This is a genomic window from Agrobacterium sp. LR_9 (genome assembly GCF_041954855.1).
Lineage (GTDB): Bacteria > Pseudomonadota > Alphaproteobacteria > Rhizobiales > Rhizobiaceae > Agrobacterium > Agrobacterium leguminum.
This window is the reverse complement of the sequence record NZ_JAVAYA010000012.1, coordinates 113,819-137,007: the sequence shown is the minus strand read 5'-3', so window position 1 is coordinate 137,007 and position 23,189 is coordinate 113,819. Positions and strand designations below refer to the sequence as shown.

20 protein-coding genes and 3 pseudogenes are annotated in these 23,189 nt (G+C 58.3%); 12 read left to right on the top strand and 11 right to left on the bottom strand.

Annotated elements, in window-relative coordinates:
* The first annotated feature begins 59 nt into the window (after positions 1 to 59).
* Positions 60 to 689 (top strand): TetR/AcrR family transcriptional regulator, encoded by a 630-nt coding sequence (locus RAC79_RS15565; protein ID WP_374997234.1) that lies wholly within the window; start codon positions 60 to 62, stop codon positions 687 to 689.
* Between the two features lie 236 nt (positions 690 to 925).
* Positions 926 to 1,104: pseudogene (locus RAC79_RS15560) on the top strand (XdhC family protein); the annotation flags it as partial.
* Between the two features lie 107 nt (positions 1,105 to 1,211).
* Here RAC79_RS15560 and RAC79_RS15555 read toward each other — a convergent pair.
* A pseudogene (locus RAC79_RS15555) lies at positions 1,212 to 1,571 on the bottom strand (aldo/keto reductase); the annotation flags it as partial.
* 29 nt (positions 1,572 to 1,600) lie between these two features.
* On the bottom strand, positions 1,601 to 2,668 hold the full coding sequence (locus RAC79_RS15550; protein WP_374997233.1) for a LacI family DNA-binding transcriptional regulator: 1,068 nt from the start codon (positions 2,666 to 2,668) through the stop codon (positions 1,601 to 1,603).
* 226 nt (positions 2,669 to 2,894) lie between these two features.
* Here RAC79_RS15550 and RAC79_RS15545 point away from each other — a divergent pair, with 226 nt between their 5' ends.
* The 4 genes from RAC79_RS15545 to RAC79_RS15530 are packed head-to-tail and all read left to right on the top strand — an operon-like array spanning position 2,895 to position 7,499.
* Positions 2,895 to 3,728, top strand: a complete 834-nt coding sequence (locus RAC79_RS15545; RefSeq protein WP_374997232.1) for an ABC transporter substrate-binding protein — start codon at positions 2,895 to 2,897, stop codon at positions 3,726 to 3,728.
* A gap of 60 nt (positions 3,729 to 3,788) precedes the next feature.
* The gene (locus RAC79_RS15540; protein ID WP_374997231.1) at positions 3,789 to 5,297 is read left to right on the top strand and encodes an amino acid ABC transporter permease/ATP-binding protein; all 1,509 of its coding nucleotides are present in this window, start codon (positions 3,789 to 3,791) and stop codon (positions 5,295 to 5,297) included.
* Positions 5,298 to 5,316: 19 nt separating this feature from the next.
* Positions 5,317 to 6,324: a Gfo/Idh/MocA family protein gene (locus RAC79_RS15535; protein ID WP_374997230.1), complete on the top strand. Its 1,008-nt coding sequence runs from the start codon at positions 5,317 to 5,319 to the stop codon at positions 6,322 to 6,324.
* A gap of 44 nt (positions 6,325 to 6,368) precedes the next feature.
* Positions 6,369 to 7,499: an NAD(P)/FAD-dependent oxidoreductase gene (locus RAC79_RS15530; RefSeq protein ID WP_374997229.1), complete on the top strand. Its 1,131-nt coding sequence runs from the start codon at positions 6,369 to 6,371 to the stop codon at positions 7,497 to 7,499.
* A gap of 935 nt (positions 7,500 to 8,434) precedes the next feature.
* On the opposite strand, the gene RAC79_RS15525 is transcribed toward RAC79_RS15530, so the two are convergent.
* Complete coding sequence (locus RAC79_RS15525; RefSeq protein ID WP_307008284.1) at positions 8,435 to 9,049, bottom strand: TetR/AcrR family transcriptional regulator; 615 nt, start codon at positions 9,047 to 9,049, stop codon at positions 8,435 to 8,437.
* Between the two features lie 55 nt (positions 9,050 to 9,104).
* Here RAC79_RS15525 and RAC79_RS15520 point away from each other — a divergent pair, with 55 nt between their 5' ends.
* From RAC79_RS15520 to RAC79_RS15500, 5 genes and pseudogenes are all read left to right on the top strand, one after another.
* A complete protein-coding gene (locus RAC79_RS15520; protein ID WP_374997228.1) occupies positions 9,105 to 10,400 on the top strand; it encodes an FAD-dependent monooxygenase in 1,296 nt (431 codons plus the stop codon).
* Positions 10,400 to 11,344, top strand: a complete 945-nt coding sequence (locus RAC79_RS15515; protein ID WP_374997262.1) for a DUF3313 domain-containing protein — start codon at positions 10,400 to 10,402, stop codon at positions 11,342 to 11,344. Before RAC79_RS15520 ends, RAC79_RS15515 begins: the two co-directional genes overlap by 1 nt.
* 425 nt (positions 11,345 to 11,769) lie before the next feature.
* A pseudogene (locus RAC79_RS15510) lies at positions 11,770 to 12,018 on the top strand (methyl-accepting chemotaxis protein); the annotation flags it as partial.
* A 320-nt stretch (positions 12,019 to 12,338) separates the two neighbouring features.
* Positions 12,339 to 13,574, top strand: a complete 1,236-nt coding sequence (locus RAC79_RS15505) for an alpha-hydroxy-acid oxidizing protein (RefSeq protein ID WP_142187848.1) — start codon at positions 12,339 to 12,341, stop codon at positions 13,572 to 13,574.
* A gap of 93 nt (positions 13,575 to 13,667) precedes the next feature.
* Positions 13,668 to 14,570, top strand: coding sequence for a LysR family transcriptional regulator (locus RAC79_RS15500; protein ID WP_307008291.1), 903 nt, complete (start codon positions 13,668 to 13,670; stop codon positions 14,568 to 14,570).
* 410 nt (positions 14,571 to 14,980) lie between these two features.
* Here the strand turns inward: RAC79_RS15500 and RAC79_RS15495 are convergent, their stop codons facing one another.
* The 8 genes from RAC79_RS15495 to RAC79_RS15460 all read right to left on the bottom strand — a co-directional run bounded on the left by RAC79_RS15495 (position 14,981) and on the right by RAC79_RS15460 (position 21,538).
* Positions 14,981 to 15,844, bottom strand: a complete 864-nt coding sequence (locus RAC79_RS15495) for a Pnap_2097 family protein (RefSeq protein ID WP_374997227.1) — start codon at positions 15,842 to 15,844, stop codon at positions 14,981 to 14,983.
* Positions 15,841 to 17,097, bottom strand: a complete 1,257-nt coding sequence (locus RAC79_RS15490; RefSeq protein ID WP_374997226.1) for an MSMEG_0569 family flavin-dependent oxidoreductase — start codon at positions 17,095 to 17,097, stop codon at positions 15,841 to 15,843. The genes RAC79_RS15495 and RAC79_RS15490 overlap by 4 nt, the downstream gene beginning before the upstream one ends.
* Before the next feature lie 11 nt (positions 17,098 to 17,108).
* Positions 17,109 to 17,387, bottom strand: coding sequence for an MSMEG_0570 family nitrogen starvation response protein (locus RAC79_RS15485; protein ID WP_374997225.1), 279 nt, complete (start codon positions 17,385 to 17,387; stop codon positions 17,109 to 17,111).
* On the bottom strand, positions 17,380 to 18,351 hold the full coding sequence (locus tag RAC79_RS15480) for a sll0787 family AIR synthase-like protein (protein ID WP_307008525.1): 972 nt from the start codon (positions 18,349 to 18,351) through the stop codon (positions 17,380 to 17,382). The genes RAC79_RS15485 and RAC79_RS15480 overlap by 8 nt, the downstream gene beginning before the upstream one ends.
* Positions 18,351 to 18,890, bottom strand: coding sequence for an MSMEG_0567/Sll0786 family nitrogen starvation N-acetyltransferase (locus RAC79_RS15475; RefSeq protein ID WP_374997224.1), 540 nt, complete (start codon positions 18,888 to 18,890; stop codon positions 18,351 to 18,353). Before RAC79_RS15475 ends, RAC79_RS15480 begins: the two co-directional genes overlap by 1 nt.
* Positions 18,887 to 20,005: an MSMEG_0568 family radical SAM protein gene (locus RAC79_RS15470; RefSeq protein WP_307008300.1), complete on the bottom strand. Its 1,119-nt coding sequence runs from the start codon at positions 20,003 to 20,005 to the stop codon at positions 18,887 to 18,889. The genes RAC79_RS15475 and RAC79_RS15470 overlap by 4 nt, the downstream gene beginning before the upstream one ends.
* A complete protein-coding gene (locus tag RAC79_RS15465; RefSeq protein WP_374997223.1) occupies positions 19,998 to 20,987 on the bottom strand; it encodes a Nit6803 family nitrilase in 990 nt (329 codons plus the stop codon). Before RAC79_RS15465 ends, RAC79_RS15470 begins: the two co-directional genes overlap by 8 nt.
* Positions 20,988 to 21,055: 68 nt before the next feature.
* Positions 21,056 to 21,538, bottom strand: coding sequence for an MSMEG_0572/Sll0783 family nitrogen starvation response protein (locus RAC79_RS15460; protein WP_013637302.1), 483 nt, complete (start codon positions 21,536 to 21,538; stop codon positions 21,056 to 21,058).
* 259 nt (positions 21,539 to 21,797) lie between these two features.
* Here RAC79_RS15460 and RAC79_RS15455 point away from each other — a divergent pair, with 259 nt between their 5' ends.
* Positions 21,798 to 23,168, top strand: coding sequence for a PLP-dependent aminotransferase family protein (locus RAC79_RS15455; protein ID WP_307008304.1), 1,371 nt, complete (start codon positions 21,798 to 21,800; stop codon positions 23,166 to 23,168).
* Positions 23,169 to 23,189: the final 21 nt, after the last annotated feature.

The window sequence follows — 23,189 nt, the reverse complement described above, 5'->3', positions numbered from 1 at the left end:
GTTCCAGAAATAAGTAGAACGATCGTTCCAAATTGTCAACGCCGCGAGGTATCCTAGCCGTGACCGAAAATGCCCCCCATTCAAATTTGAGCCGACCCGCCGGACCAGGCCGGCCAAGGCAGTTCGATCAGGATGCAGCGCTTGCTGCGGCCATGGAGGTTTTTTGGAAACACGGATATGCGGGGGCGAGCATCGGCACTCTTATTGCGGCGATGGGGATAAGCCGTGCGACGCTCTACGCTTCCTTTGGGGATAAGGAACAGCTTTTTAAGCAGGTCATGGAGCTCTACGAGCGCGAGAAATCAGCCTATATGCTGGACGGCCTAGGACAACCTACCAGCCGAGGTGTTGCCGAACATCTCTTACGAGCAACGATTAATTTACGGACCAATACAGCGAGTCCGAAAGGTAGCATGGGCGTGGTCCACTCCAACGCCTACGCGCCAGGCGACGAGGGCATACGTGAACATGTGCTCGAGAAGAGCCGATTTTGGCGCGCGAGGCTCCTTGAACGGTTTGAGCGCGCTGATCGGGAAGGAGACATTCCCCCAACGATCAGTGCCCGTGGATTGGCCATGCTGCTGAAGGCAACGACGGACGGTCTCCTTGTTGCCGCCAGCGGAGGCGCGAGTGAGGAAGAACTGAACGAGACCGTGGTGACATTTTTACAAATGTGGCCAGGACGCTGACTGTCAGTTTGGCACAGCCTCAAATCTTGTTCGCGCTAACGGGAGACACTTGGTTCTTGGCACTATTTGCCGGGTCGAAAATGCCTCACGGTAGCTGAAGGCTCGTGTGTCACCCTGTCGCTGCTGTCTGGGTGCTCTGATCGATTAGCTGCTCCAGAATGTGTTCAACGCTATCGCCGATCTCATCGGGTCGCTGAAGTGGATACCGGCGCCATCGGGTGACCGACAACGGCGCCAATTTCGAGCGTTCCGTTTCGGGGGGTGCGTCGAAGCCGCCGTTATCACCGAAGCACTGGAGGTCATTGGCACCGGCAAGGCAAAGATGCTGGAGTTCTGCGTCGCCGATGAGACCGCCCGGCGTGTCGGGCTTTCCTGCGGCGGGCGCATTCGCATCCATGTCGAAAGGCTCGGCTGATGGATCTTGCGACACTGGAGCGACTGAATACCTGCAGACGGGCGCGGGTTGCGGCGGTGCTCCTTACCGATCTCGACGGTGGCGATGTGAGCGTCATTGCAGAAAGCTCAGGCGGGCAGAGGGGCAGCGGAGTTCACAAGGCCTGATTGGCGCAATTCTTGCCAGAAATCTGCCGGGACAGTTTCTTGAAGAGCTGCGCGGTCTTCGGCGATGCGGCTCGGCTGGCTTGCTCCTGGAATGACCGCCGCCACAGCCGGGTTGGCGAGCGCGAATTGCAGGCCGGCAGCCTTCATGCTGATGCCGTAGCGGTCGGCGATCGTTTTGATGCGGGCGATCTTTTCCCTCATCGGCGCCGTCACCGGTGCGTACTCGAAATTCGGTCCGCCAACCAGCGCGCCAGAACTGTAGGGGCCGCCGACCACGATACCGAGCCCCCGTTCGGAAACCTTCGGCATGACACGCTGCAGTTCGATTCCGTTCAACTACATCGGCAGAGTCAAAACACTTCTCGGGTGGACGCTCGTTCAACGATTTCAGTTTTCAGGACTACTTTTCGCGCCACCTTACCTTCAGAATTTAACCGTTCCACCAACATTTGAGCCGCCGTCGCGCCGAGATCGTATACAGGTTGGCGCACGACGGTAACGGGGGGCGTCGTTACCGACGTCCAGTCTGCGTCGTGAAATGACACAAGGGACACATCGTCGGGAATGTTGAGCCCAAGTTGGCCGTGAACCTTGAACACTTCAAGGGCGATTGTACTGTCCGATGCGATGATTGCCGTCGGCCGCCGTGACGATTGGAGCATTGCGGTAACGATGCGATGCGTTTTTTCCGGGGTCGCGGCGCCAACCTTTACCCAATCTCCCATGGCGGTCAGGCCAGCTTCGCGGCATGCTTCGAGATATCCTTCGATACGTCGACGCACGGAACCGGTGACAATATCTTTTGTCGTTCGAAACCGATGGTCCGGCGTATCGCAGGCGGTAAGATAAGCGATGCGGCGGTGGCCGAGCGCAATCAGCCGGCGCGTGATGCTTTCGGAGGCATGCCGGTCGTCAGCAATAACTGTGTCGACGTCGAGCGTGTCGCTTCCGCGGTCGAGCAACGCAAGCGGCAACCCCGAGCGGACAACTTCATGAAGGTGCTCGACATCGGTTTCCTTGGCCGGTGAAACGATGAGGCCGTCTACTCGCCTAGCAAGCAAGGTCCGGATGGCCGCTTTTTCAATGAGAACATCCTCGCCCGAATTTATGAGGATGACGGCGAATCCTGCCCGTCGGGCGACATCGGTTATGCCGCGCATAGCGAGACTAAAGAACGGGTTCTCGATATCGCCCACCACCACACCGATCGCACCGGAGCGACCCGTTGTCATGCTGCGGGCAAGCTCATTGGGGCGATAGTCGAGGTAATCAGCGGCAGCGGTGACGGCCTCGCGGACCCGGTCGCTTACAGTTCCGTAGCCGCCCAGCACGCGCGCAGCCGTTGCCTTCGAGACGCCGGCCCTGCGCGCGACGTCAGCCACGGTAACGGAAGTATTTTTGGGTAGGCTCTTGTCCATAAACGGTAGCCTTACAAGAGAACTTGACGACTGGCAAATGCGAAGATAACAATTGCCGATAATCAAAGAGACCGGTCTCTTTCTAATTGAGACCGGTCTCAAATATCTAAAAGACTTCCGACATGCGAACTGCATGGGCCGGGCGGGCGAGGTCATGCCGCCGCCCGGATGGGACCCGTGCGCCTTGAATACATCGCAGACAACGACACCAGAGGAGACGAAACCAATGCGATTTACCGAAGCTTTCACTTCCCCCTTTGCCAAAATCCGTGCCACCGCGATCGCGGTCACGCTCGGTGTCGTTGCAGGCGCTGCGACGCCGGCGTTTGCCGACAATCCCCTTGGCCTCATCGATCCCGCCACCATCAGTGTCGGCACGATGGGCGATGCCAAGCCCTATGCCTTCACCACTGCCGACGGTAACTTTACTGGCTTCGACATCGAGCTTTTTCTCAATGTCGCCGGACGACTTGGCTTCAAGAAGGAGCAGGTGGTGTTCACCGGCCAGGAATTCTCGGCCCTGATGCCCTCGGTTGCGAACGGCCGCTTCGATGTGGCGGCGGCTGCAATCGGTACGACGGCCAAGCGTCAGGAGACTGTTGATTTCTCCGATGGTTATCTCGCAGGTTTCCTGAGCGTCATTACTCCGGAGACTGGCATCAGCGATGCAACGGGCCTCAAGGGCAAGCGTCTCGGCGTCGTGCAGGGCACGCTTCAGGAAATCTATGCCGAGAAGAACTTTACCGGCACTGATCTCGTGAAGTTCCCCGACAACAACTCTGCCGTTTCCGCGCTCAACAACGGCACAGTCGATGCCCATTTCCTCGATTTCGAGGCGGCAAAGGACTACGCCGCCCGGTACCCGGCGCTGAAAGTCGCGGTCAATATTCCGAGCTTCGATGCACCCGCCGGTTTCGTCATTCGCAAGGGCAACGATGCGTTGCGTGACGCGCTCAACAAGGGCCTGAAGGAGGCCATGCAGGACGGCACCTGGAAAAAGCTGCACGAAAAGTGGTTCCCCGGCACGCCGATGCCGCCGGCATATCTTCCCAAGCAGTGATGCCGCCTTCCGGTCCGGCTTCCACCGGTCGGGCCGGCCTTTCTTTCAAGGGATATCCTGATGAACTGGCTTGAAAATCTGCGCCGCAGCTTCCTGGACTGGAATGCCATGGCCGAAGTGCTGCCGACCATGATCACGGTCGGCCTGAAGAATACGCTGATACTGGCTGCGACTTCGACGGTGCTTGGCGTCGTCATCGGCATGATACTCGCCATCATGGGCATTTCCCGCTCGCCATGGCTGCGCATCCCCGCCCGTCTTTATACCGATATTTTCCGCGGCCTGCCCGCCATCGTCACAATCCTCCTCATCGGTCAGGGTTTTGCCCGCATCGGCCGCGAGCTCTTCGGTCCCTCGCCTTATCCACTCGGTATTCTGGCGCTCAGCCTGATTGCCGGCGCCTATATCGGCGAAATTTTCCGGTCCGGTATCCAGAGCGTCGACCGCGGCCAGATGGAGGCCTGTCGCGCTCTGTCGATGAGCTACGGCCAGGGCATGCGCCTGATCGTCGTGCCGCAGGGCGTACGCCGCGTGCTGCCAGCACTCGTCAACCAGTTCATCGGCAACGTCAAGGATTCAAGCCTTGTCTATTTCCTTGGGCTTCTGGCCTCCGAGCGTGAGATTTTTCGCGTAGGGCAGGACCAGGCGGTGGTGACGGGCAATCTTTCACCGTTGCTGCTGGCAGGCGTGTTTTATCTCATCGTCACCGTACCGCTCACCCACGTCGTCAATGCGATCGACAATCACTTGCGGATTGGTAAGCAGCGTCCTTCCGTCATTACCAGTGGGCTGGAAGAGGTCAGTGAACTCGACAGTGCGACCCGCGCACCCGGTGTCTCCTTTAAGGGCGGCAGTCTGGATGTGCGGGGTCTCGGCATGGCCTATGGCGATCTCGACGTGCTGAAGGGTGTCGACCTCACCGTAAAGCCGGGCAGCGTCACCTGCATCATCGGCCCGTCCGGCTCCGGAAAATCAACCCTGCTGCGTGGGCTCAACCGCCTGGTTGAGCCGAAGAGTGGCGATATTCTCATCGATGGTGAAAGCATTCTCGCCATGAAGCCGGAAAAGCTGCGTCGCCGTGTCGGCATGGTTTTCCAGCATTTCAACCTCTTTCCGGATCACACGGCACTGGAAAACGTCATGCTGTCGCTGACGAAGATCAAAGGCCTGCCGGCAGCCGAGGCCGAGCGTATCGCCAAGGCAAGGCTTGCGGATGTCGGTCTTGCGAGCCGCCAACATCACCGTCCGGGCGGTCTTTCAGGCGGGCAGCAGCAGCGCGTCGCCATTGCCCGGGCGCTTGCCATGGAACCGGAAGTCATCCTCTTCGATGAGGTGACGAGTGCTCTCGATCCTGAGCTGGTCAAGGGTGTACTCAACCTCATGGCCGAACTCGGCACGCGCGGCATGACCATGGTCGTCGTCACACACGAAATGGGATTTGCCCGCCGGGTCGCCGATCAGGTTGTCTTCATGGACGAAGGGCGCGTGGTGGAAGCCGGCACGCCCGAAGCAATATTCGACAATCCGCAGAGCGCGCGTCTTCAGCGCTTCCTTGCGGAAGTGCTCTAAGCGCCGGGAGGAGAAAAACATGACACGAACGATACGATGGGGCGTGCTCGGTTGCGCGGGCATCGCGGCGAAGGCAGTCATTCCTGCCATCCAGTCCAGCCGCCTGGGGCGCGTTGTAGCGATCGCCTCGCGCGACGCTGGCAAGGCGAGGGAGATGGCGGTGCGCTTCGGCATCGCCAAGTCTTATGGCAGCTATGATGATCTACTGGCTGATCCGGAAATAGATGCAATCTACAACCCTTTGCCCAATCATCTGCATGTTCCCCTGACGATCAAGGCGCTGGAGCAGGGTAAACCCGTTCTCTGCGAGAAGCCGATCGCGCTTGATGCCGCGCAGGCTGTGGAACTGGCGACCGCACAGAAGGTCGCGGGCCTGCCCGTCGCCGAAGCCTTTATGGTTCGCCACCATCCGCAATGGAAGAAAGCGCGTGCGATGCTCGCTGCAGGGCGCCTTGGCGAGGCCAGGGTCATCCAGACGATCTTTTCCTATTATCTCGACGATCCCGCAAATGTGCGTAACCAGGCCGATATTGGCGGGGGCGGCCTGTTCGATGTCGGTTGTTATGCCATCAACACAGCGCGCTTTCTGTTCGACGCGGAACCGGTGCAGGCCATTGCGCTCATGGAGCGCGATCCCGTCTTTGGCACGGACAGGCTGACGAGCGGGTTGCTGGCATTTCCGGAGGGAAGGCAACTTGCCTTCACCTGTTCCACGCAGCTTTCCCTCACGCAAAAGGTTACGGTGCTTGGAACGCGCGGGCGTCTGGAAATTCCCATACCTTTCAATGCACCGGCCAATGAACCGACTGTCCTTATCTTCGATGACGGCCACGATCTTGCCGGCGGTGGACGCGAGGAGATCATGATCGGGCAGGTCGACCAGTATCGCGAGCAGGCCGATGCATTCGCCGAAGCCATTCTCTCCGGAGAGCCACTCGAGACGGGGCTTGGCGACGCGGTTGCGAACATGAAGGCAATTGACGCCCTCTTCCGCTCTGCCGCCAGTGGTCGCTGGGAAAAGCCCTGACCGCTTCACACCATCCGTTTGACAATTGAATGAAAGCCAACCCCATGACCGACAACACCATCTCCTCGGCCGTTATCATCGGTGCCGGTATCTTCGGAGTTTCGACCGGCGTGCAGCTTGCGCGACGCGGCATCCAGGTCACGATCCTCAATGACGGCCCGCCCGCCAATGGCGCCTCAGGTCGCTCGCTCTCCTGGCTCAACTCGGCGCGTATGCGCTCGGAACCATATCATCGACTGCGTATGGCGGGCATCGACCGATATCGGACGCTCGCATCGCGGAACCCCGACGCAGAATGGCTCCGCTTCGATGGCGGCCTGACCTGGGATGCGGATGACGAGCGCAACGAGATCGACGTGGCCTATCGCCACGAGGTTTCGCTTGCCTATGACGCACTGAGGCTTTCCGCAGCCGAAGTCGCAAGTGTCGCGCCTGGTGTCGATGCGCGCGCAATCACCCCGAAGGGTGCAATTTTCAATGCCGGGGAGGGCTGGGTTGATCTGCCGACATTGATCGGTGTGCTTCTCAAGGAGTTTTCCGGGCTAGGGGGCGTTCTGGTGACAGACCAAGGCGCCGCGCGGGTCGTGCTCGAGGGTGGTCGTGCCGTCGGTGCGGAAACTGCAGAAGGTCATCTCCATCGAGCCGATGCTGTTGTGCTCGCGACGGGCCCGGCCGTGCCGAAGATGGCTGCGGAAAGCGGACAGACGATCGGCGACGGGACACCCGTCGCGCTTCTCGTGCAGACCAAACCGCTCGCGCATCCCCTGCGGGCTGTTCTCAACACACCACGAGTCGCTGTTCGCCCAGGGCCGGGAAGTACCTTTTCGCTTGATGCCGACTGGGCGGCTGACGAGGGTGTGAGAGTGCACGCAGACGGCAGCTATGACATTGACAACGCCGCCGTTGCAGAGCTTCTGGCAGAAGCTTCGAAGGTAATGGAGGGCCATCCGCAGCTCGAGGTCGCTTCGATCGGTGTTGGTGGCAAGCCCATACCTGGCGACGGGGAGCCAGTGATCGGGGCTATCAAAGCTATCCCCGGCTATTACGTGGCCTTCAGCCATAGCGGCGCAACACTGGGTCTCATCGTCGGCGAATTACTCGCATTCGAGGTTGCGACGGGGACCGAACATCCCATGCTCGCGACGTTCCGACCTGAGCGTTTCTCCATACGCTAAAATCAGTGCGCACAAAAAGAGGTCAGCCCGCCACTACGGCGGCGGGTTTCTTTTCGAGGATGATGAAAGCCCGCGCTTACCCGAACCCGTTCCGGCTGCAAAGTGATGAATGAGATCAGGAAGGTTTTGAACAGACCGTCTGAAGGCGCCGTTTGCTTTAAACCAGCGCACAACTCCGGAAATTGCTGGTTAGGTAAAAACGGTCGCCGCTGACCTGGCTCACAATCCACAAACCGGTGAAAGCTGGTATACCGCCGTATCCAGATCGAGCCGGAGGAGCTGTCTAACTTGGCAACTTCAGTCTACTCGCAGACATGCCGGTCGAAGCGTATATCAAAACGAGCGAACGAACCCCTCTATCCTATCTCGCCAAACCGCTTGCTGAGCCAGCCGGAAACCAAGCTACGCAACAGCGACCCCGGTGGCTCCTGTCCGACGCGAAAGCAGGACTAGCGGAAAAGAAGCGTAGGCGCGGAATGCTGGCGCATTGGCAATGACGGCTTATCCCCTGAACCACGACTTTTCCAAAGGGACATCCGCGACTGATGCTACATCAGCAGGTTACCACGCAGTCCAGACCAAAGGACGAGCGGCTGTCGCGTCCCAACTTCGACGTAGAGGATCGACTGTAAAGCCTGACTTTAAACCAGCCAGCATTCGACCCTCGGGAGTTGCCGTTTTCCAAGTTGAATGACAAGGGCAGTCGTCGTCATCCAGACGCGGTTTCGGGCATAGGGAAGCCGCGGTGCCTCATTGAGGACGCCGCTGAGTTGAACTGTACTGCGTAGTGCCTACTTTGTGGCATCTGCTACATAATTCCGCATAACTTAAATGAAATAGCCTCCGCAAACGCGGTGCGGTTCACTCCAGCTTTAAGAGGTCTAGTTCTTAGGCGGGGAGCAAAAAAAAGCGCTGCGGTGCATTGGCGGTTGGAATTATCTCGATGGTCGCAAAACGAGAGGCAAGAAGACCTCGTCTACAATTTCTTCGATGCTTTTGTCCGACAGAGGCTTCAGCGTCATCAGCATGTCGTGGCGTGCCAGTTCAATTGGCAACGCCGCTACACGGGTTGTAACGTGTGAGAGGTCGATTTCACCACGATTTGCTCCACGCGTCAGAATCTCAGCCACTAATCCATGTTCTCCGAGCCTGCCGGGGACATCGGCGAAACTCAGATTGTCTTTCAAAAGATCCTCTCGCATATCCACGAGGATCCGCATCAAATGAGACTGAGCTCTCTCTGAAAGCCGCTTGAGCAGCAGCACCATCTCGCTCCGGATGCTTCCTTGGTCCGGGATACTGATCGGGTTGAGCGCTACGTAGCGGGCTAAGGCTGCCATCACAAGCTCGCTCCGGCTTTTCCACCGACGATGAAGAACTGGTCTGCTAGTCCCCGCTCGGCTTGCAACCGAATCTAACGTCAGTCCACCGTATCCTTTAGTCGATAACTCATCCCAGACCGCCTGAAGAATCGCTTCGTCCAATTCGGGGCCACGTCGTCTTTGCGCCTTTGTATCCATTACGACCTCAAAATAAGATGCGAGCCGCATCTTGACTCCCGCGAGATAGGATGCGACGTGTATCTTATATGCAGGAGCATGAGATATGTCAAAAGCTAATAGTGTTGCCGGCAACCGGCCCAAAGTCCTGATCGTCGGCGCCAGTATTGCAGGACCGACAGCCGCCTTCTGGCTTGTCCGCGCCGGCTTCGAGGTGACTATCGTGGAGCAGGCGTCAGAGTTGCGCCGCGGCGGAAACGGCGTGGATATAAGGTCCGAAGCGCTCGTCGTTGTCGAGAGAATGGGCCTAACATCTGCTATTCGCGCCAAGGTACTAAAAATCAAGGGCATGCGCTTCGTCGATCACCGCGATCGGGAACGCGCGAGAATGCCACTTGAGGCGATGGAACGGATGGTGGGTTCCGAGGATCTGGAGATCAAGCGCGGGGATCTTGCGGAACTGCTCTTCGATGCGACCAAGAATGACGTAAATTACATATTTGGCGAAACGATCGAAACCCTCCAGCAAGATGAAGGCGGGGTAGATGTCACCTTCGCAAAAGGGAGTCCTAGACGATTCGATCTCGTTATCGGCGCGGATGGGCTACATTCGAGCGTTCGTCGCTCCGTGTTCGGAGAAGAAGAAAAGTTTTTAAAATTCAAGCAGCACTACTTTTCGTTTCTGAACGTCGATCTTCCCATGGGGGAATACGGCTGGGTGACGTTTTACAACGAGCCTGGAAAATCCGCGGCAATCTTCCATGCCGAGCCCGGATTTGGACAGATCAACTTCATGTTCCGCAGCGAGACTCCGCTCAGCTACGATTACCGCGACGTCGACAAGCAGCGCGCTTTGCTTCGCCAAGCCTTCACGGGTCTCGGCTGGCATGTACCAGCGTTGCTCGAGGAGACCGACAGTGCTCCCAATTTTTACTTTGATGCGCTCGCCCAAGTGCAAATGCCATCATGGTCGTCGGGGCGGGTGGTGCTCGTCGGCGATGCCGCATATTGCGCTTCACCTGCGTCAGGTGCAGGTGCGCTTCTTGCATTGACCGGCGCTTACCGGCTCGCAGGAGAGCTGGCCACTCATGGTATCTCTTCCGCCGCCTTGTCTCGCTTCGAAGCCGCCCAGCGCCCGCTGGTCGCGCAAAAGCAGAAGCAGCTATTTACGGGGCTATCTACGCCTCGCACCCGCTTGGGTATTATCACTCGCAACTGGCTACTGTCGCCACCGCTCAATGCGCTGATCTCGAGGATGCAGGGTAAGCACACGCCAGCCGATATCCACGATTACCGTTTTCCAATCGCCGTCTCGTCGCAATCGGAGGGTGCGACTAGGCTTGCAATAGAGAGGTTGCCTTTTAGCCCGACTGAGCGCGCGGGCAGGGGTGCCGAACGTTGATGGGGCTATATACTGCGAGGGATAAAACCGCGCAGACAATTGCGATATTGTCCGGAAGGGGCAGACAGCGTTTCACCTTGGACCACCCGTCGCGTCTTGATGGAACATCGGTATCGTCGTGCCGTTCTCAGCTTTTTTTCCTCTTGGCTATGCCCTTGCTTGCAGCATGCACCTCCGTGCCTCTGAAAGAGGGCGGTACGCTAAGCTCGTACAGTCGTCTTAGTTCTGAGAAAGGCACCCTGTCGAAGCGGCGCACGTATGTTGACCGCGTAGCTCTGTCACCATTGAAGACAGCTACGATCATTCCTGCGAGTTTCACCCATGATGCTGCCTCGCGAGCAGGATCCCTGGATGATCGCAGAATGGTTGCGAACATCCTCGATCGCGCGCTCTGTATATCGCTGAGCGATAGGTTTGACATGGTGCCTTACGGGCAGGGTTCCGACATAAGCGTTCGTGCGGTCATCACAGATATCGTGCCAACGGACACGGTGGCAGCGGGAGCATCTGCGGCGTTAACGCTCGGAACCGGTTTTGCGCTTCCAATAGCAGCTCCACGCTTGCCAATCGGGCTCGGCGGGATTGCCGTTGAAGCAGAAGCGATTGACCAATCAGGCAATCAAGTTGCTGCGACAGTCTGGGCGCGCGGAGCCAACGCGATTTCAAACACGCCGCGAGTATCCCTGGTTGGAGACGCTTACGCACTAGCGGCGACCTTTGGGAACGAGTTCTCGAAACTCATAGTCGATGGTCAGGATCGAAACGGCCTCGATCTCTCGCTGCCTTCGGCACATCGCGTCCAGTCCTGGTTCGGCGGCACACCCAAGCACGCCGCGTGCGAGACCTTTGGGCGTTCACCCGGTCTGGTCGGCTTGATCGCTAGTCGGTTTGGAGCGCCACCAAAATGGACCGACGACCGAGCTCAACCGAGGACGTCAAAGTAATGGTGGTGCTGATCGAGTTTCATGAATACGCCATTCCGCCGACACGAAACGACATAGATCCAGCACATGTTGATGCACAAGCCTTCGATTAGAAGGTTGCGGATATCCGCGAGGCGCAGCCGAGCGAATTAGGGTTGCGCTCGAAGATACGCCAGTCGTACTTGTGAACGGACCACGTCAGTGTGACAAGACGACGTTGGCTCTAACCCTGCTCCAGACAAATCGTCCGTATTTGACGTGAGATGACGAAACGACCGTACTATCAGCAAAGACCGATCCAGTCGGCTTCGTTCGTAGATTGATACCGCCATCATGGAGGAGGAGCAGCGTGCACCGGAGTTGCTGCGTGCCATAAAACAGGCTGTAGACAACGATCGGCGGCCTGGGCGATTTTTGTTAAGCGGCTCAGCACATATTCTCGCATTGCGACGCGCTCCGCCACCGAGGCGGAGCGACTGCGGGTCGCGGAACTTGAGCGTGAGCGGGACCAGCAGATGGCACAGGCGACGTCGGGCCTTGCGGGGCTGAAGCATCTGTCGAGCGGGAACTTGACATTCCGCCTGAACGAGCCCTTCGCGAGTGATTTCGAAACACTGCGATCCGACTTCAACGCAGCCGTTGGTCAACTGGCGGGCAGCCTAAGGTCGGTCGCGAACGCGACAGGATCGATTGATTTTGCGCGCATCAAATCAGCGGTTTGAAGCCCATGCGGGGAGGATTACCAAAGGTCTGCGTGGTTGTGTGGTAAAGCTCACGAACGAGCTTGAGACAGTCTTGTGATATTCGAAACTTGAATATCAGCACGTGAAATAACCAAATTTGACTAATTTCAAGGCCGATCTTAATCCACGCTGCGTGGGGCAAGTTTGCCAACTGCTTTTCCGAATGCTGGCCGCTGGTTCGGCGACAAGGATCAGGCAAGTACGGCGGTGATGCCCCGTTTGACCATACATCAGCGTCACAACGACGTATTCTCACAGCACTAGGATACATCATGTCTATCACTCGTCGGGATTTGTTCGTGGGCGCCGCCTGCGGCTTGGTTGGCGGCGCTATTGGCGCCGGTGCTTTGAGCTCGCTGACCACGCAAAACCCGATCAATGTTGCTGATTATCGCAAGCTGGCGCAATCGCGTCTGCCCAAGATGGTTTTCGATTATCTTGAAGGCGGTGCAGGCGACGAGCGTGCGCTTGCCCATAACCGGGCGATCTTCGATCGTGTCAACTTCCAGCCGAAACGCCTGACCGATGTGAGCAAAAGAGATCTGTCGATCGAGTTGTTTGGAAAAACCCAGGCGGCGCCGATCATGGTCGCGCCCACCGGCCTCAACGGATGCTTTTGGCCGAATGGCGATATCGCGCTGGCGCGCGCTGCCGAAAGGGCTGGCATTCCCTTCGGCCTTTCCAGTGCGTCGACCTCGACCATCGAGGAAGTGGCCGAAGGTGCAGGTGGTGACAAGTGGTTCCAGCTCTACGTCCTGAACCGTGCATTTTCCGAAGAACTCGTTCAGCGGGCTAAGGATGCTGGATACACCAAGCTTGTTCTGACTACTGATGTCGGAGTCAACGGATTGCGCGAACGCGATGTGCGAAGCGGCTTTAAGGTGCCGATGAAGATCACGCCGAGCGTTGTCCTCGATGGCGTCACGCATCCGCGGTGGTCCTTCGACTTTATGATGAATGGCATGCCACAGCTTGCAAATTTTGTCAGCAAGGACGCAAGCGACGTTACCAAGCAGGCGGCGATCATGAGCCGCGCTATGGACGCCAGCTTCGATTGGGAAGGCTTAAAGTGGCTACGCACGATCTGGCCGCACGAACTGCTGGTCAAGGGCATTCTTCGCGCCGACGACGCCGTCAAATGCATCGACGCTGGTGCCGACGGCGTGATCCTATCGAACCATGGTGGCCGCCAGCTGAACGACGCGCTCGCTCCGTTTCAGGTTATAGCGGAGACACGTAGCAGAATTACCCAGCCGATACTGGTCGACAGTGGCTATCGTCGCGGATCCGATATCGTGAAGGCGCTTGCGCTGGGCGCCAATACCGTCCTCCTGGGCAAGGCGGTGTTATACGGCTTGGCCGCACGCGGCGAGCAGGGGGCATCCGAAGTCATCAAGCTTCTTATGGCCGAAATCGACAATACGCTGGCTCAGATCGGATGCCCTAACGCGCGCGATCTCACGCCGGAGTACATTGTTGAGGATAATCGTCCACTGATGGTACCATAGTAAATCACATCCCCGGGGGGTATAGTTGCACCTTCCCCGGATTACAATCTGATGATCGCGTGATAACAAGGGGTAAGACCCGGAAATCACTCGATGCACGACCTAAACCTCGCAAGAATTCTCATAGCCGTCGTAGAGACGGGCAGCGTCAGCGCGGCCGCCAAAAGGCTGAGCCTGTCTCAGCCATCAGTCAGCCATGGTATCGCTCGACTGCGTGACCTAACGGGTGACACGCTTTTTATTCGTAATCGCAACGGTGTCACACCAACAGCGCGTGCAACGCAGATCTATCAGGAGTCGCGTCTGCCTTTACAGGCGCTCGACAACGCCTTTTTTCCGCGCCCCGAATTCTCGCCCGCCTCCTCGCAGTTGACCTTTACGATAGCCCTGACTGACCTGGGAGAAATGTCGTTCGTTCCACCAATCATCACGCATCTGCGGCGGGAGGCCCCCGGCATCAAGCTTGAGATCGTTCCACTCACGGTTCCCAACGCAGACGAGTGGCTTCGCTCCAACAAGGTAGATCTCGTTCTCGGCAACATTTCTCCGTCGGTTCCCGATATACGCTTTCTCACCATTTTCGAGGAGCGTTACGCCTGTATCGCAAGCAGTTCCCATCCTAGAATAGGCGACAGCCTGACGATCGATGATTTCCTCCGCGAAGGCCACGCGGTGATCGCCAGTGGCAGCGGGCACTGGCAGGCGGGAGCGGGAGATTTTCCGGATGATATCATCGGCAGGATAGAGCCGCAGATTGTGGTGCGGTCGCGGCACTTCGTCGTGCTGCCGGAGATCGTGGAAAGTAGCGATCTGATCGCTACGATGCCCTCTACTGCAGCCCGTTTTTTTGCCCGGCGTCCCGGGATCATATTCCACGCGCTGCCATTTGAGTGCCCGCGTTTCGACGTCAATCTCCTGTGGCGGGATCAGGTGGTGTCAAATCCGGCCCTCACGTGGCTTATCGAGGTGATCAAGGCAACCCTGGTTCGAATGTAATAGAGGGAGCTTCAAGATGGCGGAGATGTGCATGCTGACAAACCATACCGCGGCGCCAAAGCTCGCCTGCAGAGGCCAGTTACTGAACTCCGTGCTGGTCCGTTTAATCCGGCCAAGTGTCTCTCACGCCCCATATGATTACTGACGCGGCCAAACATTGCCAAAGCCTCTAGTTCCCGATTAAGTACGCAAGCTCCCACGCCCACACCTTAGGATGCCAAGCGCGCAACCTTGCAGCAAATCTTCTTGCAATGTCAAATAAGCGCTCCCAAAGTGGCTTTATTCGCTTAGTTCATGAATGGGCGTCTGCGTGCTGCACTAGAGAACCTGCTCGGTATATTCGTACTCGCACGAGAAGCACTCGCGGGCAGAGATACTAACTCCAGCTCACGGATTTGCTAGCGTTTGAATTATGAGCGGCCGCCCCTTAGTACGCCGTTCGCCAAGCTCCAGTCGCCGCGATTGAAACGGACGCGCATCACCGCTAACGGCCGACTGTCTGCTCCCCGTTGCATTATAGCGAGGCCCTTTGGGAAATTTTGGAATTTGATATTCATGCATTCGCCTGGCTCTATATTACCGAGATAAACGACGTGCCGGCAGGTTATCATTGACGTGTTCTTTTCACCTGCTTGAAACAGCGCCCGATCCGCCAAAGCGCTGTAGCTCGGAAAGTACAGAAGTCCGGCAGCATTGAAGTCTGTGGCGGGGCACGGCAGGACCATTTGCGCTTCTGACATGTCGGCGAATTTCAGTCCGTGGTTGCGGATCTCACGCGTGATGGCGGAAGCCTGCTCCGCCAAGCGACGAACCACGAGCGGAGCCTCAGGGGGCATCGCCAACGCCCGCGGGCTCCGCCGGACGACCGACCGGTTGATCCCCGGTTCGGAGCGTCCCACAAAGGTCGAAACCAAAATCATGCGACCCACAGTATCACCATCTGCGTAGATGCGGAGAAGCGACGCAAGACGCCCGTGACTGACGCGGAAGAGATCCGCAGCCAGTGTCATCTCCCCGCCCAGACGGGGAAGATGAGGTCTCACGAGCTGCAAGCTGGTCGCACAAAAAGCCGCATAAAGTGGTTCGCCCTGTGAGCAAGTGAAAACAGCATCCCGCTGTCCCATGGCGCGCGCGATGAGCCGCCAGTGCAAATCACCGGCGCGTCGCTTGAGCCATTGCTCCGAAATGCCGCTGTAGCCCATTTCCGCCATGCCTAGAACGTGGCGTTCAATAAGCTCCGTTCCTTCATGCCTGGCGAGCTGAAAGGTGCTCATGCGGCCAGCCTGTCCTTTTCGAGTGCCACTATTTGTTGAGCGAGATACTGGCTGTCCTCGTCGATGCCAAGAAATCGGCCCGAGCCCCAGGTGTTCAACCAGCCAAGGCCAATAAAGTACAAACCAGGTGCATCCGTCACGCCGCGACGGAACACAGGCTTGCCTCGCTGATCCAGGCAGTCGACCTTCAGCCACGAATAATCCGGACGGAAACCGATCGCCCAGATGATCGACGTTATGCCTGCTTCCGCCAGATCAACTTCGGTGATTTCTTGAGCTGGGCGCCAGACCTTTTCGAATGGGGGCTCCTGTGGAACATCGATTGCCTGCGCGGCGATCCACGCATCGATCTGCTTGCGAATGCCCATATAGCTTCGGTCAGCGTCATCGAGGTTCTTTTCGAGGTCGGGCAGGAACGTCATCATCGTGCCCGAGGCACCCGCGACAGATCCGTACAGCCGCACGCCCTCCAGTGCATATTTGCGCAGATCGATCTCCTTGCCGCCGTCGCGCCCGGACATGTAATGGTTGGTCTGGGTCAAGGCTTTAATGGGATCGGGATGGGTATCGATCGTGACGGCATACGTTCCTGCATCGTAAAGCCAGTCGGTTGCGTCGCGCCCGCGGTATTTGCGCGGGCTGCGCGGAGCCGGCCCTACTGCCAGGTGCACCGGACGACCTTCCAGATGAAAGTCGTCCATGATCTGCACGCCAGATTGGCCCGTGCCCACAATCAGGGTACCGCCATCTGGCAGTTGCGAGGGACGCCGGTAATCGCGCGAGTGCATCTGTAGGATAGAGGCGTCCAGATCTGCCGCGTAGGACGGCACGATTGGATTGTCATACCCGCCTGTCGCAACCACAACCTGGTCTGCAGTCAAGTTGCCAGAGCTGGTCTCGATCCAGTATCCGCCGCCTTCGCGAGGCGAGACATGCGTGACGTCCACCCCTTCGCGGATGGGTGGGCTGAAGCTTTCTGCAAAGCCGTCCAGATAGTCTACGATTTCTTGTCGGAGCATAAAGCCATCCGGATCCGCTCCCTTGTAGTGCCAGCCGGGCAGCCGGCACTGCCAGTTTGGAGTGACCAGACAGAAACTGTCCCAGCGATTGTTGCGCCAGCTTTCGAATTTCCGGTGGCGCTCGAGAACGATATGTTCGATCCCTTGCTGAATCAGGTACCAACTGACAGAAAGACCAGCCTGGCCGCCTCCGATGATGAGAACTGGAACGTGCGGTACAGTATCGTCAGTCATAACAAACCCTTTCATGACATCGAGAGGCATGTGACTTTGGCGTCAGCCGGCAGAGAGGCGGCTGTCGTTTCAATCTTTGCCAGTTGGTCGAGTGCGGATGAGCAGGCGAAGCCGAATTTCGCCGTGACGCGTTCCGATGCTTCGTTCAGACCGGTGCGGGCACGTTCGACAAATTCGCTCAGCGGATAGGTGCATCCGGCTTCGAGATGGCGCGTAATGGCGGTCGAAGGCGAGTAGCAGTTCTCCTCCGCCCCATCAGGCCATCGAATGGTGAAGCGTACTTCAGGCATGGGCTATCTCCTTTGCGAGTGCGATATAGGGGGCTGTCGCGTAGTCCCAGAAAGTTGCCCGGGTGCCACCGCTCGTTAGATCGATCTGGGAGCTGTCCGTTGCATGACCGATGGCAGCTGCGCTGATGCCCCGAGCAGCAAATACTGAGCAGACCTCTTTTGCCCTTTCCGGCCGGACCGAAAGGAGAAAGCCGAAGCTCGGGAAGCTGCGCAGCCAGCGATCGACTGCAACACCTGCCGGAAGCGGGATGTCAGCAAGCTCGATGTCGAACCCGCAGCGGGAGGATTCGGCCAACATAAGCGCGGTGCCGACAATCCCGCCCTGGCTGATGTCTTTTCCTGCGTCCACCAGACCGGCTTCGGCAAGCTCCGGCAATATCTCGTAGTCGCGGCGCAGCCGCTCGTGAGGCGCGTCAAGGGCGGCGCACCAGTTGTCGAAGCTTGGCCGATAATGCCCACGGTGATCGATTGCGGCGACGAGCACATCTCCAGGGGTGGCTGCAAAGCTGGAAATCAGCCTCTCTGCGCGTCCCGTCACGGAAACGGCAAGATTGAGATCGTTGCTGCGCAGGTTGGTATGTCCACCCACGATCGGCACACCGTAGGCCATCGCTGCGTCGCGAAGGCCGGTAAGAACAGGCTCCGCAGAGGCGGCGTCAGGTGCCCACACCGTATCAAGCAGCGCGGTGGCTCGCCCTCCCATGGCAGCGATATCCGATAGATTGACCATCACGCCGCACCACCCGGCGAACCACGGATCGTCCCGCACGAATTGCGGCATGAAACCCTCCCCCGCCAGCAGATCCCAGGTGCCGTCCATGGCTGGAATTGCTGCGGCATCGTCGCCAGGCATTCCGGGTGTTCTGGAGGATAGCGATAGCGCGCGTGTCGTGGCCGCGATGTCGAGTTTGCTACGAATAGACGGGTGGGCTGCCAGTGCTGCTGCCAAGGCATGTAGGTCCATCATGACCTCCGCGCTCTGGCGGACCAGCCAATGGCGGGGTCGCATATCGGTGGGTAGTGGTCGAGTGAAGCGAGCATGTGCATGTGGCGCACGCCGTGCAGGTCGATTTCTCCTTGCGGCTCCCAATGCAGCCGGCGAAAAAGAGGTACGTTCTGAAGCTGGACATGGGCGTGAAACTCACTGCACCCGAGGCCATTCGCGGTACTCACCGCCAACCGGATCAGTTCCGCACCCAACCTTCCGACTTTGCGATATGCGGGAGCGACCGCAAGGCGCGAACCCCACCAGATGCCGGGTGCTGGCTCATGGATCCTGACAGTGCCCACGACCTCCGCAGGCTCTGCCGCCAATGTGGAGATTGCAACAAGCGGTATCGCGGTCTTGTCGATTTCGTCGCGGTCATCGCCGACGAAAATACGCTGCTCCTCCACAAACACCCGGCGCCGGAGAAGAGATACACCCTGAAGTTCCCACGGCGCGGATGCTGCCCGGATCAGGAACTCCGGGCTTATGAAGGCGGAGTGATCCATCAGGCTCATGCCGGAATCCTCAGCTTCTCATAGGTCGAGAGCGCCGAGCAGGCACCGCATTTGCCGCAGCCGGCCTTGATATCCGAAGCCTTCAGCCCGCCATCGATAACAATCTGCGCCAGTGGAGCCAGGATGGAGGCCATGAACTCTGATTGCGGCGCGGGGTGGCTCTCGAGCGGTGTTCCGGAGATTGGAACGAACGGGACCACGAACGGATAGACGCCCAATGCAACGAGGCGTGTCGACATTTCCAGAATTGCCTCGCGGGTATCGCCCAGGCCCGCCAGGATATAGGTCGAAACCTGGCCCCGCCCGAACACCTTGACCGCCGCCTCGAAGCTGGAAAAGTATTTTTCAAGCGGAACGCTTGCCTTGCCCGGCATGATCCGGTCGCGGACTTCAGGTGTTACCGCTTCAAGGTGCATCCCCAACGCGTCCGCACCGGCGTCCTTCATCCGCTGGTGCCAGATATCGTCTTCCGGCGGCTCGCATTGCACCTGGATCGGCAGGTCGACGACGGCCTTAACCGCGCGCGCGCTCTCCGCCAAAACGGCAGCACCGCGGTCCTTGCCCGCAGGCGTGCCGGTGGTCATCACCATATGTTTCACGCCATCGAGTTCGACAGCCGCCTTGGCGACCTCCGCTAGCTGCGAAGGGGTTTTGTGCGCGACAGTTCGGCCGGCTGCAAGGCTCTGACCGATCGAACAGAACTGACAGGTCTTCTTGCGGCTCTCATAACGAATGCAGGTCTGGAGGATCGTCGTGGCGAGGACGTCGCGGGAGTGAAGAACCGCGATCTTGTTGTACGGAATGCCGTCTGAGGTGGTCAGGTCGTAAAATCGCGGCCGGTTGGGAAATCGAATTCGAGCGACTTCGGATCCTTCCCTGGTGATGCGCGCGCGGCCCTCGGCATCGGGCGCTTCGACGAGATAGGGACTGTCGAATGCGGGTGCGGTATGGACCGGCACCATCACGGTTGTGTCCCCGAAATTGACGGCCTTGTGGTCCGAAGGGCCCGCGCCCCCGCGCCTGCTCTCGTGGCCGGCACGCGGATCGACGAGACGCATGCCCCTCGTCTGGAGATCGTTGATAAGTTCCGGATCAATCGATTGTAGGTCACGCATCCTGAGCCTCCTCAACTAGCTTGTCTTGCCCTGCGTTCGAAAAATCGCGTGAATGGCCAACCTGCTCGAGCGCGTGTGCGGGCCGTATGTCTTGCACGAGGTGCAGCAGTTCGGGTCGCGCATAATGTCCAACGGAATCCATCATCCGCTTGCGCTTCGTGATGAGCCGCATGTCCAGGTCGCCAATCAGGATCCCTTCGCCCGATGTCAGAGGAGGAACGACGTGGCGGCCTTCCGGGGTGATGATGCAGGTCATGCAGCCATCTCGAAGACCCTTCTGCAGGCTGGGGTCCGGGTGAATGGACGCGATCTGCTCCTCGCTCAGCCAGCCAGTGGCATTGACCACGAAACAGCCCGATTCCAGCGCGTGGTGGCGCATGGTGATTTCGATTTGCTCGCCGAATATCGGGCCAACCAATGAGCCCGGGAAATGAGAAGCGTGAATTTCCTCGTGCTGCGCCATGAGCGCGTATCGGGCAAGGGGGTTGTAGTGCTCCCAGCATGCCAGGGCACCCATGCGGCCGACGGCGGTCTCGACCACTTTCAGACCGGCGCCATCGCCCTGTCCCCAGATCATCCGCTCGTGATAGGTCGGCGTGATCTTGCGGCGCTTGAGTTTCAGGCTGCCATCCGCGTCGAAGATCAGCTGGGTGTTGTAGAGCGAGCCGTGGTCGCGCTCATTGACGCCAAGGACGATGACGGCATTGCGCTTGCGAGCGGCATCAGCGACGGCCCGTGTTTCTGCCGATGGTACCGTGACTGCTTCCTCATAAAGCCGCAGATGCTCAGGGCCTTGCTGTACAGGTGGAAGAACGAAGCTGAAATAAGGATACCAGGGCACGAAGGTCTCGGGGAACACGATCAGCTCGGCGCCCTTGTCGGCCGCTTCGGCGATCGCATTCAGGACCCGTTCGACGGTGCCAGCGCGTGACGTCAGGTCGGGCGCGATTTGGACTGCTGCGGCACGTACTGTTTTTGGCATGACTGGCTCCTTTGAGTAACCTGGAACGGAGCACCCCGTTTTCTGTCGAACGGGGTGCCAGGATCAAATCAGACGGTCCATGTGTCGATGATCAGGGCGTTGGCCTTCTTGTGCAAAAGCACGCAGTCCAGCACGTCCTGGGGCAGGATCGGGATGATGCCGGGGATCAGAGCCGGTTCGCCGTGCCCATAGAGCGCCTGCAGTGCGAAGCGACATGCGTAGACTTTGCCGCCTTCCTTCATGAAGCGCTCAAGGTTCTTGTTGAAATTCAGGTGGCCGGGAAAGGCTTCATCGCCGAGCTTGGGAAAACCGCGCTGGATCCCCAGTGTCACACCCGGGCCGTAAAGAAGGATCGAAGTTTCGTAGCCTTTCCGCTGCAGACGGATCGCATTGAGAATGTTCACGAGACCGATAGAGCCTTCGAACGCCACTGTGTGGAAGGTAACAAGCGCCTTTTCACCAGGATCGGCTTTTACGTCCTCAAAAACCTTGGACTCGTAGTCGACAAAGAAGTCACCATCCTTGTGCGGCGGCTGCGTTACTTCAGGCATGTCTGCATCTCCTTAAGCGGGGTTGATGCAGGAACGATACGAAGGAAATTGAATGAATCAATAACCAGTTTAATGTCCATACAATAATTTTTCTCGATTCTTTAGTTTTGCATTTTCAATGTGCGAACCGCCTAAAAATATTGCGTAATACGTCGATTTCTGCCGAAAGTACGGGCGATATTCAGTTCCCAATTTTTGCTTGAAACCACGATTTTCTATCCATACAATAAGAAACAATGTAATCCGGACGCGAAATTGAATGTTGAAATGGACCCCGCAACTCCGCCCTGACGGCAAGCCACGTTATCTTCAAATAGCAGATGCGATCGAACTGGCGATCAAGCGCGGCGATATCGCAGCCGGTGACCGACTGCCACCACAGCGTACGCTTGCCGAGCGTCTTGGGATCGATTTCACGACCGTCAGTCGCGCCTACAATGAGGCGCATTCGCGTCGCCTTGTGGAGAGCCACGTCGGGAGGGGTACCTTTGCCCTTGGTCGGCCGAAGGAGGAGCATCGGATCGATCCACGTCGGGCCGGCGACGAGGATTTGTCAATGAACATGCCTCCCGAACCTCAGGATCCGGACCTTGTGGCGCGGATGCAGGATGGGCTGCAGACTGTCTCAGCCAACCTGGTTTCTCTTCTCCGCTACCAGTCCACGACCGGGGGCGAACAGGATAAAGCGGCAGCGTCTTCATGGCTTTCGAAAAGAGGAATGGTACCGAGCCTCGAACGGATCGCGATCACGCCAGGAGCGCATGCGACGATGACGGCGCTTCTGTCAACGATGACGAGACCAGGCGATGTGGTACTTTGCGAGGCGGTCACCTATCCCGGCTTGCGGGCGATCGCAGCACGCATGGGCTTGCAACTGGTCGGAATTCCGATGGATGCTTCCGGCGTTCTGCCGGATGTGCTTGACGCGGCTATTCATTTGCACCAACCGAAAGCGCTATATCTCAATCCCACGGTTCAGAACCCCACGACGTTGACGATTCCCCGGGGCCGGCGCATGGAAATCGCCGAAGTGCTGTTGCGGCACAGGCTCCCGTTGATTGAGGATGATGCGTACGGCTTCATTCCGGCTGCGGCACCTGTCCCTTTTGCTACTCTGGCTCCTGATCTTACGTGGCACATCGGCGGCCTGGCAAAATGCCTTGGCGCAGGCCTGCGCCTCGCCTACACGGTCTCACCTAACGCCAAGGCTGCGTATTCCCTCTCCCAGGCAATGCGGGCTAGCGCTGTGATGCCGTCACCGATCTGCATGGCGCTCGCGACGCGGTGGATTGAGGACGGAACAGCCGACGCCATTCGCCACTTTGTCCGTTCGGAAAGCGCTTTTCGCCACAATATTGCGGTTGACACCCTTTCGGGGCTCGACATCAAGGGTGAGCCTGAAGCTTTCAACATTTGGCTAAAGTTGCCAAAAGGGGCGAGCAGGGCGGAACTGATGGGGAGAATGGCCGGACGCCACGTCGGCCTGATGCCTTCGGATGCCTTCACGGTTTTGGGAAAGCCCGATGAGCACGTGAGAGTATGTCTTGGGGGGATGATCCAGCGCGATCAATTGCGAGCCGGGCTCCATTTCATGGCACAGTCGCTTTCGGAAGCCGGGTGGATGGGTTGAACAAGCGAATAGCCCAGGATT

Coding starts and splice junctions, on each gene's coding strand:
- RAC79_RS15550 (WP_374997233.1), bottom strand. CDS start 2,668: ATGGACAAGAGCCTACCCAAAAATACTTCCGTTACCGTGGCTGACGTC.
- RAC79_RS15545 (WP_374997232.1), top strand. CDS start 2,895: ATGCGATTTACCGAAGCTTTCACTTCCCCCTTTGCCAAAATCCGTGCC.
- RAC79_RS15540 (WP_374997231.1), top strand. CDS start 3,789: ATGAACTGGCTTGAAAATCTGCGCCGCAGCTTCCTGGACTGGAATGCC.
- RAC79_RS15535 (WP_374997230.1), top strand. CDS start 5,317: ATGACACGAACGATACGATGGGGCGTGCTCGGTTGCGCGGGCATCGCG.
- RAC79_RS15530 (WP_374997229.1), top strand. CDS start 6,369: ATGACCGACAACACCATCTCCTCGGCCGTTATCATCGGTGCCGGTATC.
- RAC79_RS15525 (WP_307008284.1), bottom strand. CDS start 9,049: ATGCGGCTCGCATCTTATTTTGAGGTCGTAATGGATACAAAGGCGCAA.
- RAC79_RS15520 (WP_374997228.1), top strand. CDS start 9,105: ATGTCAAAAGCTAATAGTGTTGCCGGCAACCGGCCCAAAGTCCTGATC.
- RAC79_RS15515 (WP_374997262.1), top strand. CDS start 10,400: ATGGGGCTATATACTGCGAGGGATAAAACCGCGCAGACAATTGCGATA.
- RAC79_RS15505 (WP_142187848.1), top strand. CDS start 12,339: ATGTCTATCACTCGTCGGGATTTGTTCGTGGGCGCCGCCTGCGGCTTG.
- RAC79_RS15500 (WP_307008291.1), top strand. CDS start 13,668: ATGCACGACCTAAACCTCGCAAGAATTCTCATAGCCGTCGTAGAGACG.
- RAC79_RS15495 (WP_374997227.1), bottom strand. CDS start 15,844: ATGAGCACCTTTCAGCTCGCCAGGCATGAAGGAACGGAGCTTATTGAA.
- RAC79_RS15490 (WP_374997226.1), bottom strand. CDS start 17,097: ATGACTGACGATACTGTACCGCACGTTCCAGTTCTCATCATCGGAGGC.
- RAC79_RS15485 (WP_374997225.1), bottom strand. CDS start 17,387: ATGCCTGAAGTACGCTTCACCATTCGATGGCCTGATGGGGCGGAGGAG.
- RAC79_RS15480 (WP_307008525.1), bottom strand. CDS start 18,351: ATGGACCTACATGCCTTGGCAGCAGCACTGGCAGCCCACCCGTCTATT.
- RAC79_RS15475 (WP_374997224.1), bottom strand. CDS start 18,890: ATGAGCCTGATGGATCACTCCGCCTTCATAAGCCCGGAGTTCCTGATC.
- RAC79_RS15470 (WP_307008300.1), bottom strand. CDS start 20,005: ATGCGTGACCTACAATCGATTGATCCGGAACTTATCAACGATCTCCAG.
- RAC79_RS15465 (WP_374997223.1), bottom strand. CDS start 20,987: ATGCCAAAAACAGTACGTGCCGCAGCAGTCCAAATCGCGCCCGACCTG.
- RAC79_RS15460 (WP_013637302.1), bottom strand. CDS start 21,538: ATGCCTGAAGTAACGCAGCCGCCGCACAAGGATGGTGACTTCTTTGTC.
- RAC79_RS15455 (WP_307008304.1), top strand. CDS start 21,798: ATGTTGAAATGGACCCCGCAACTCCGCCCTGACGGCAAGCCACGTTAT.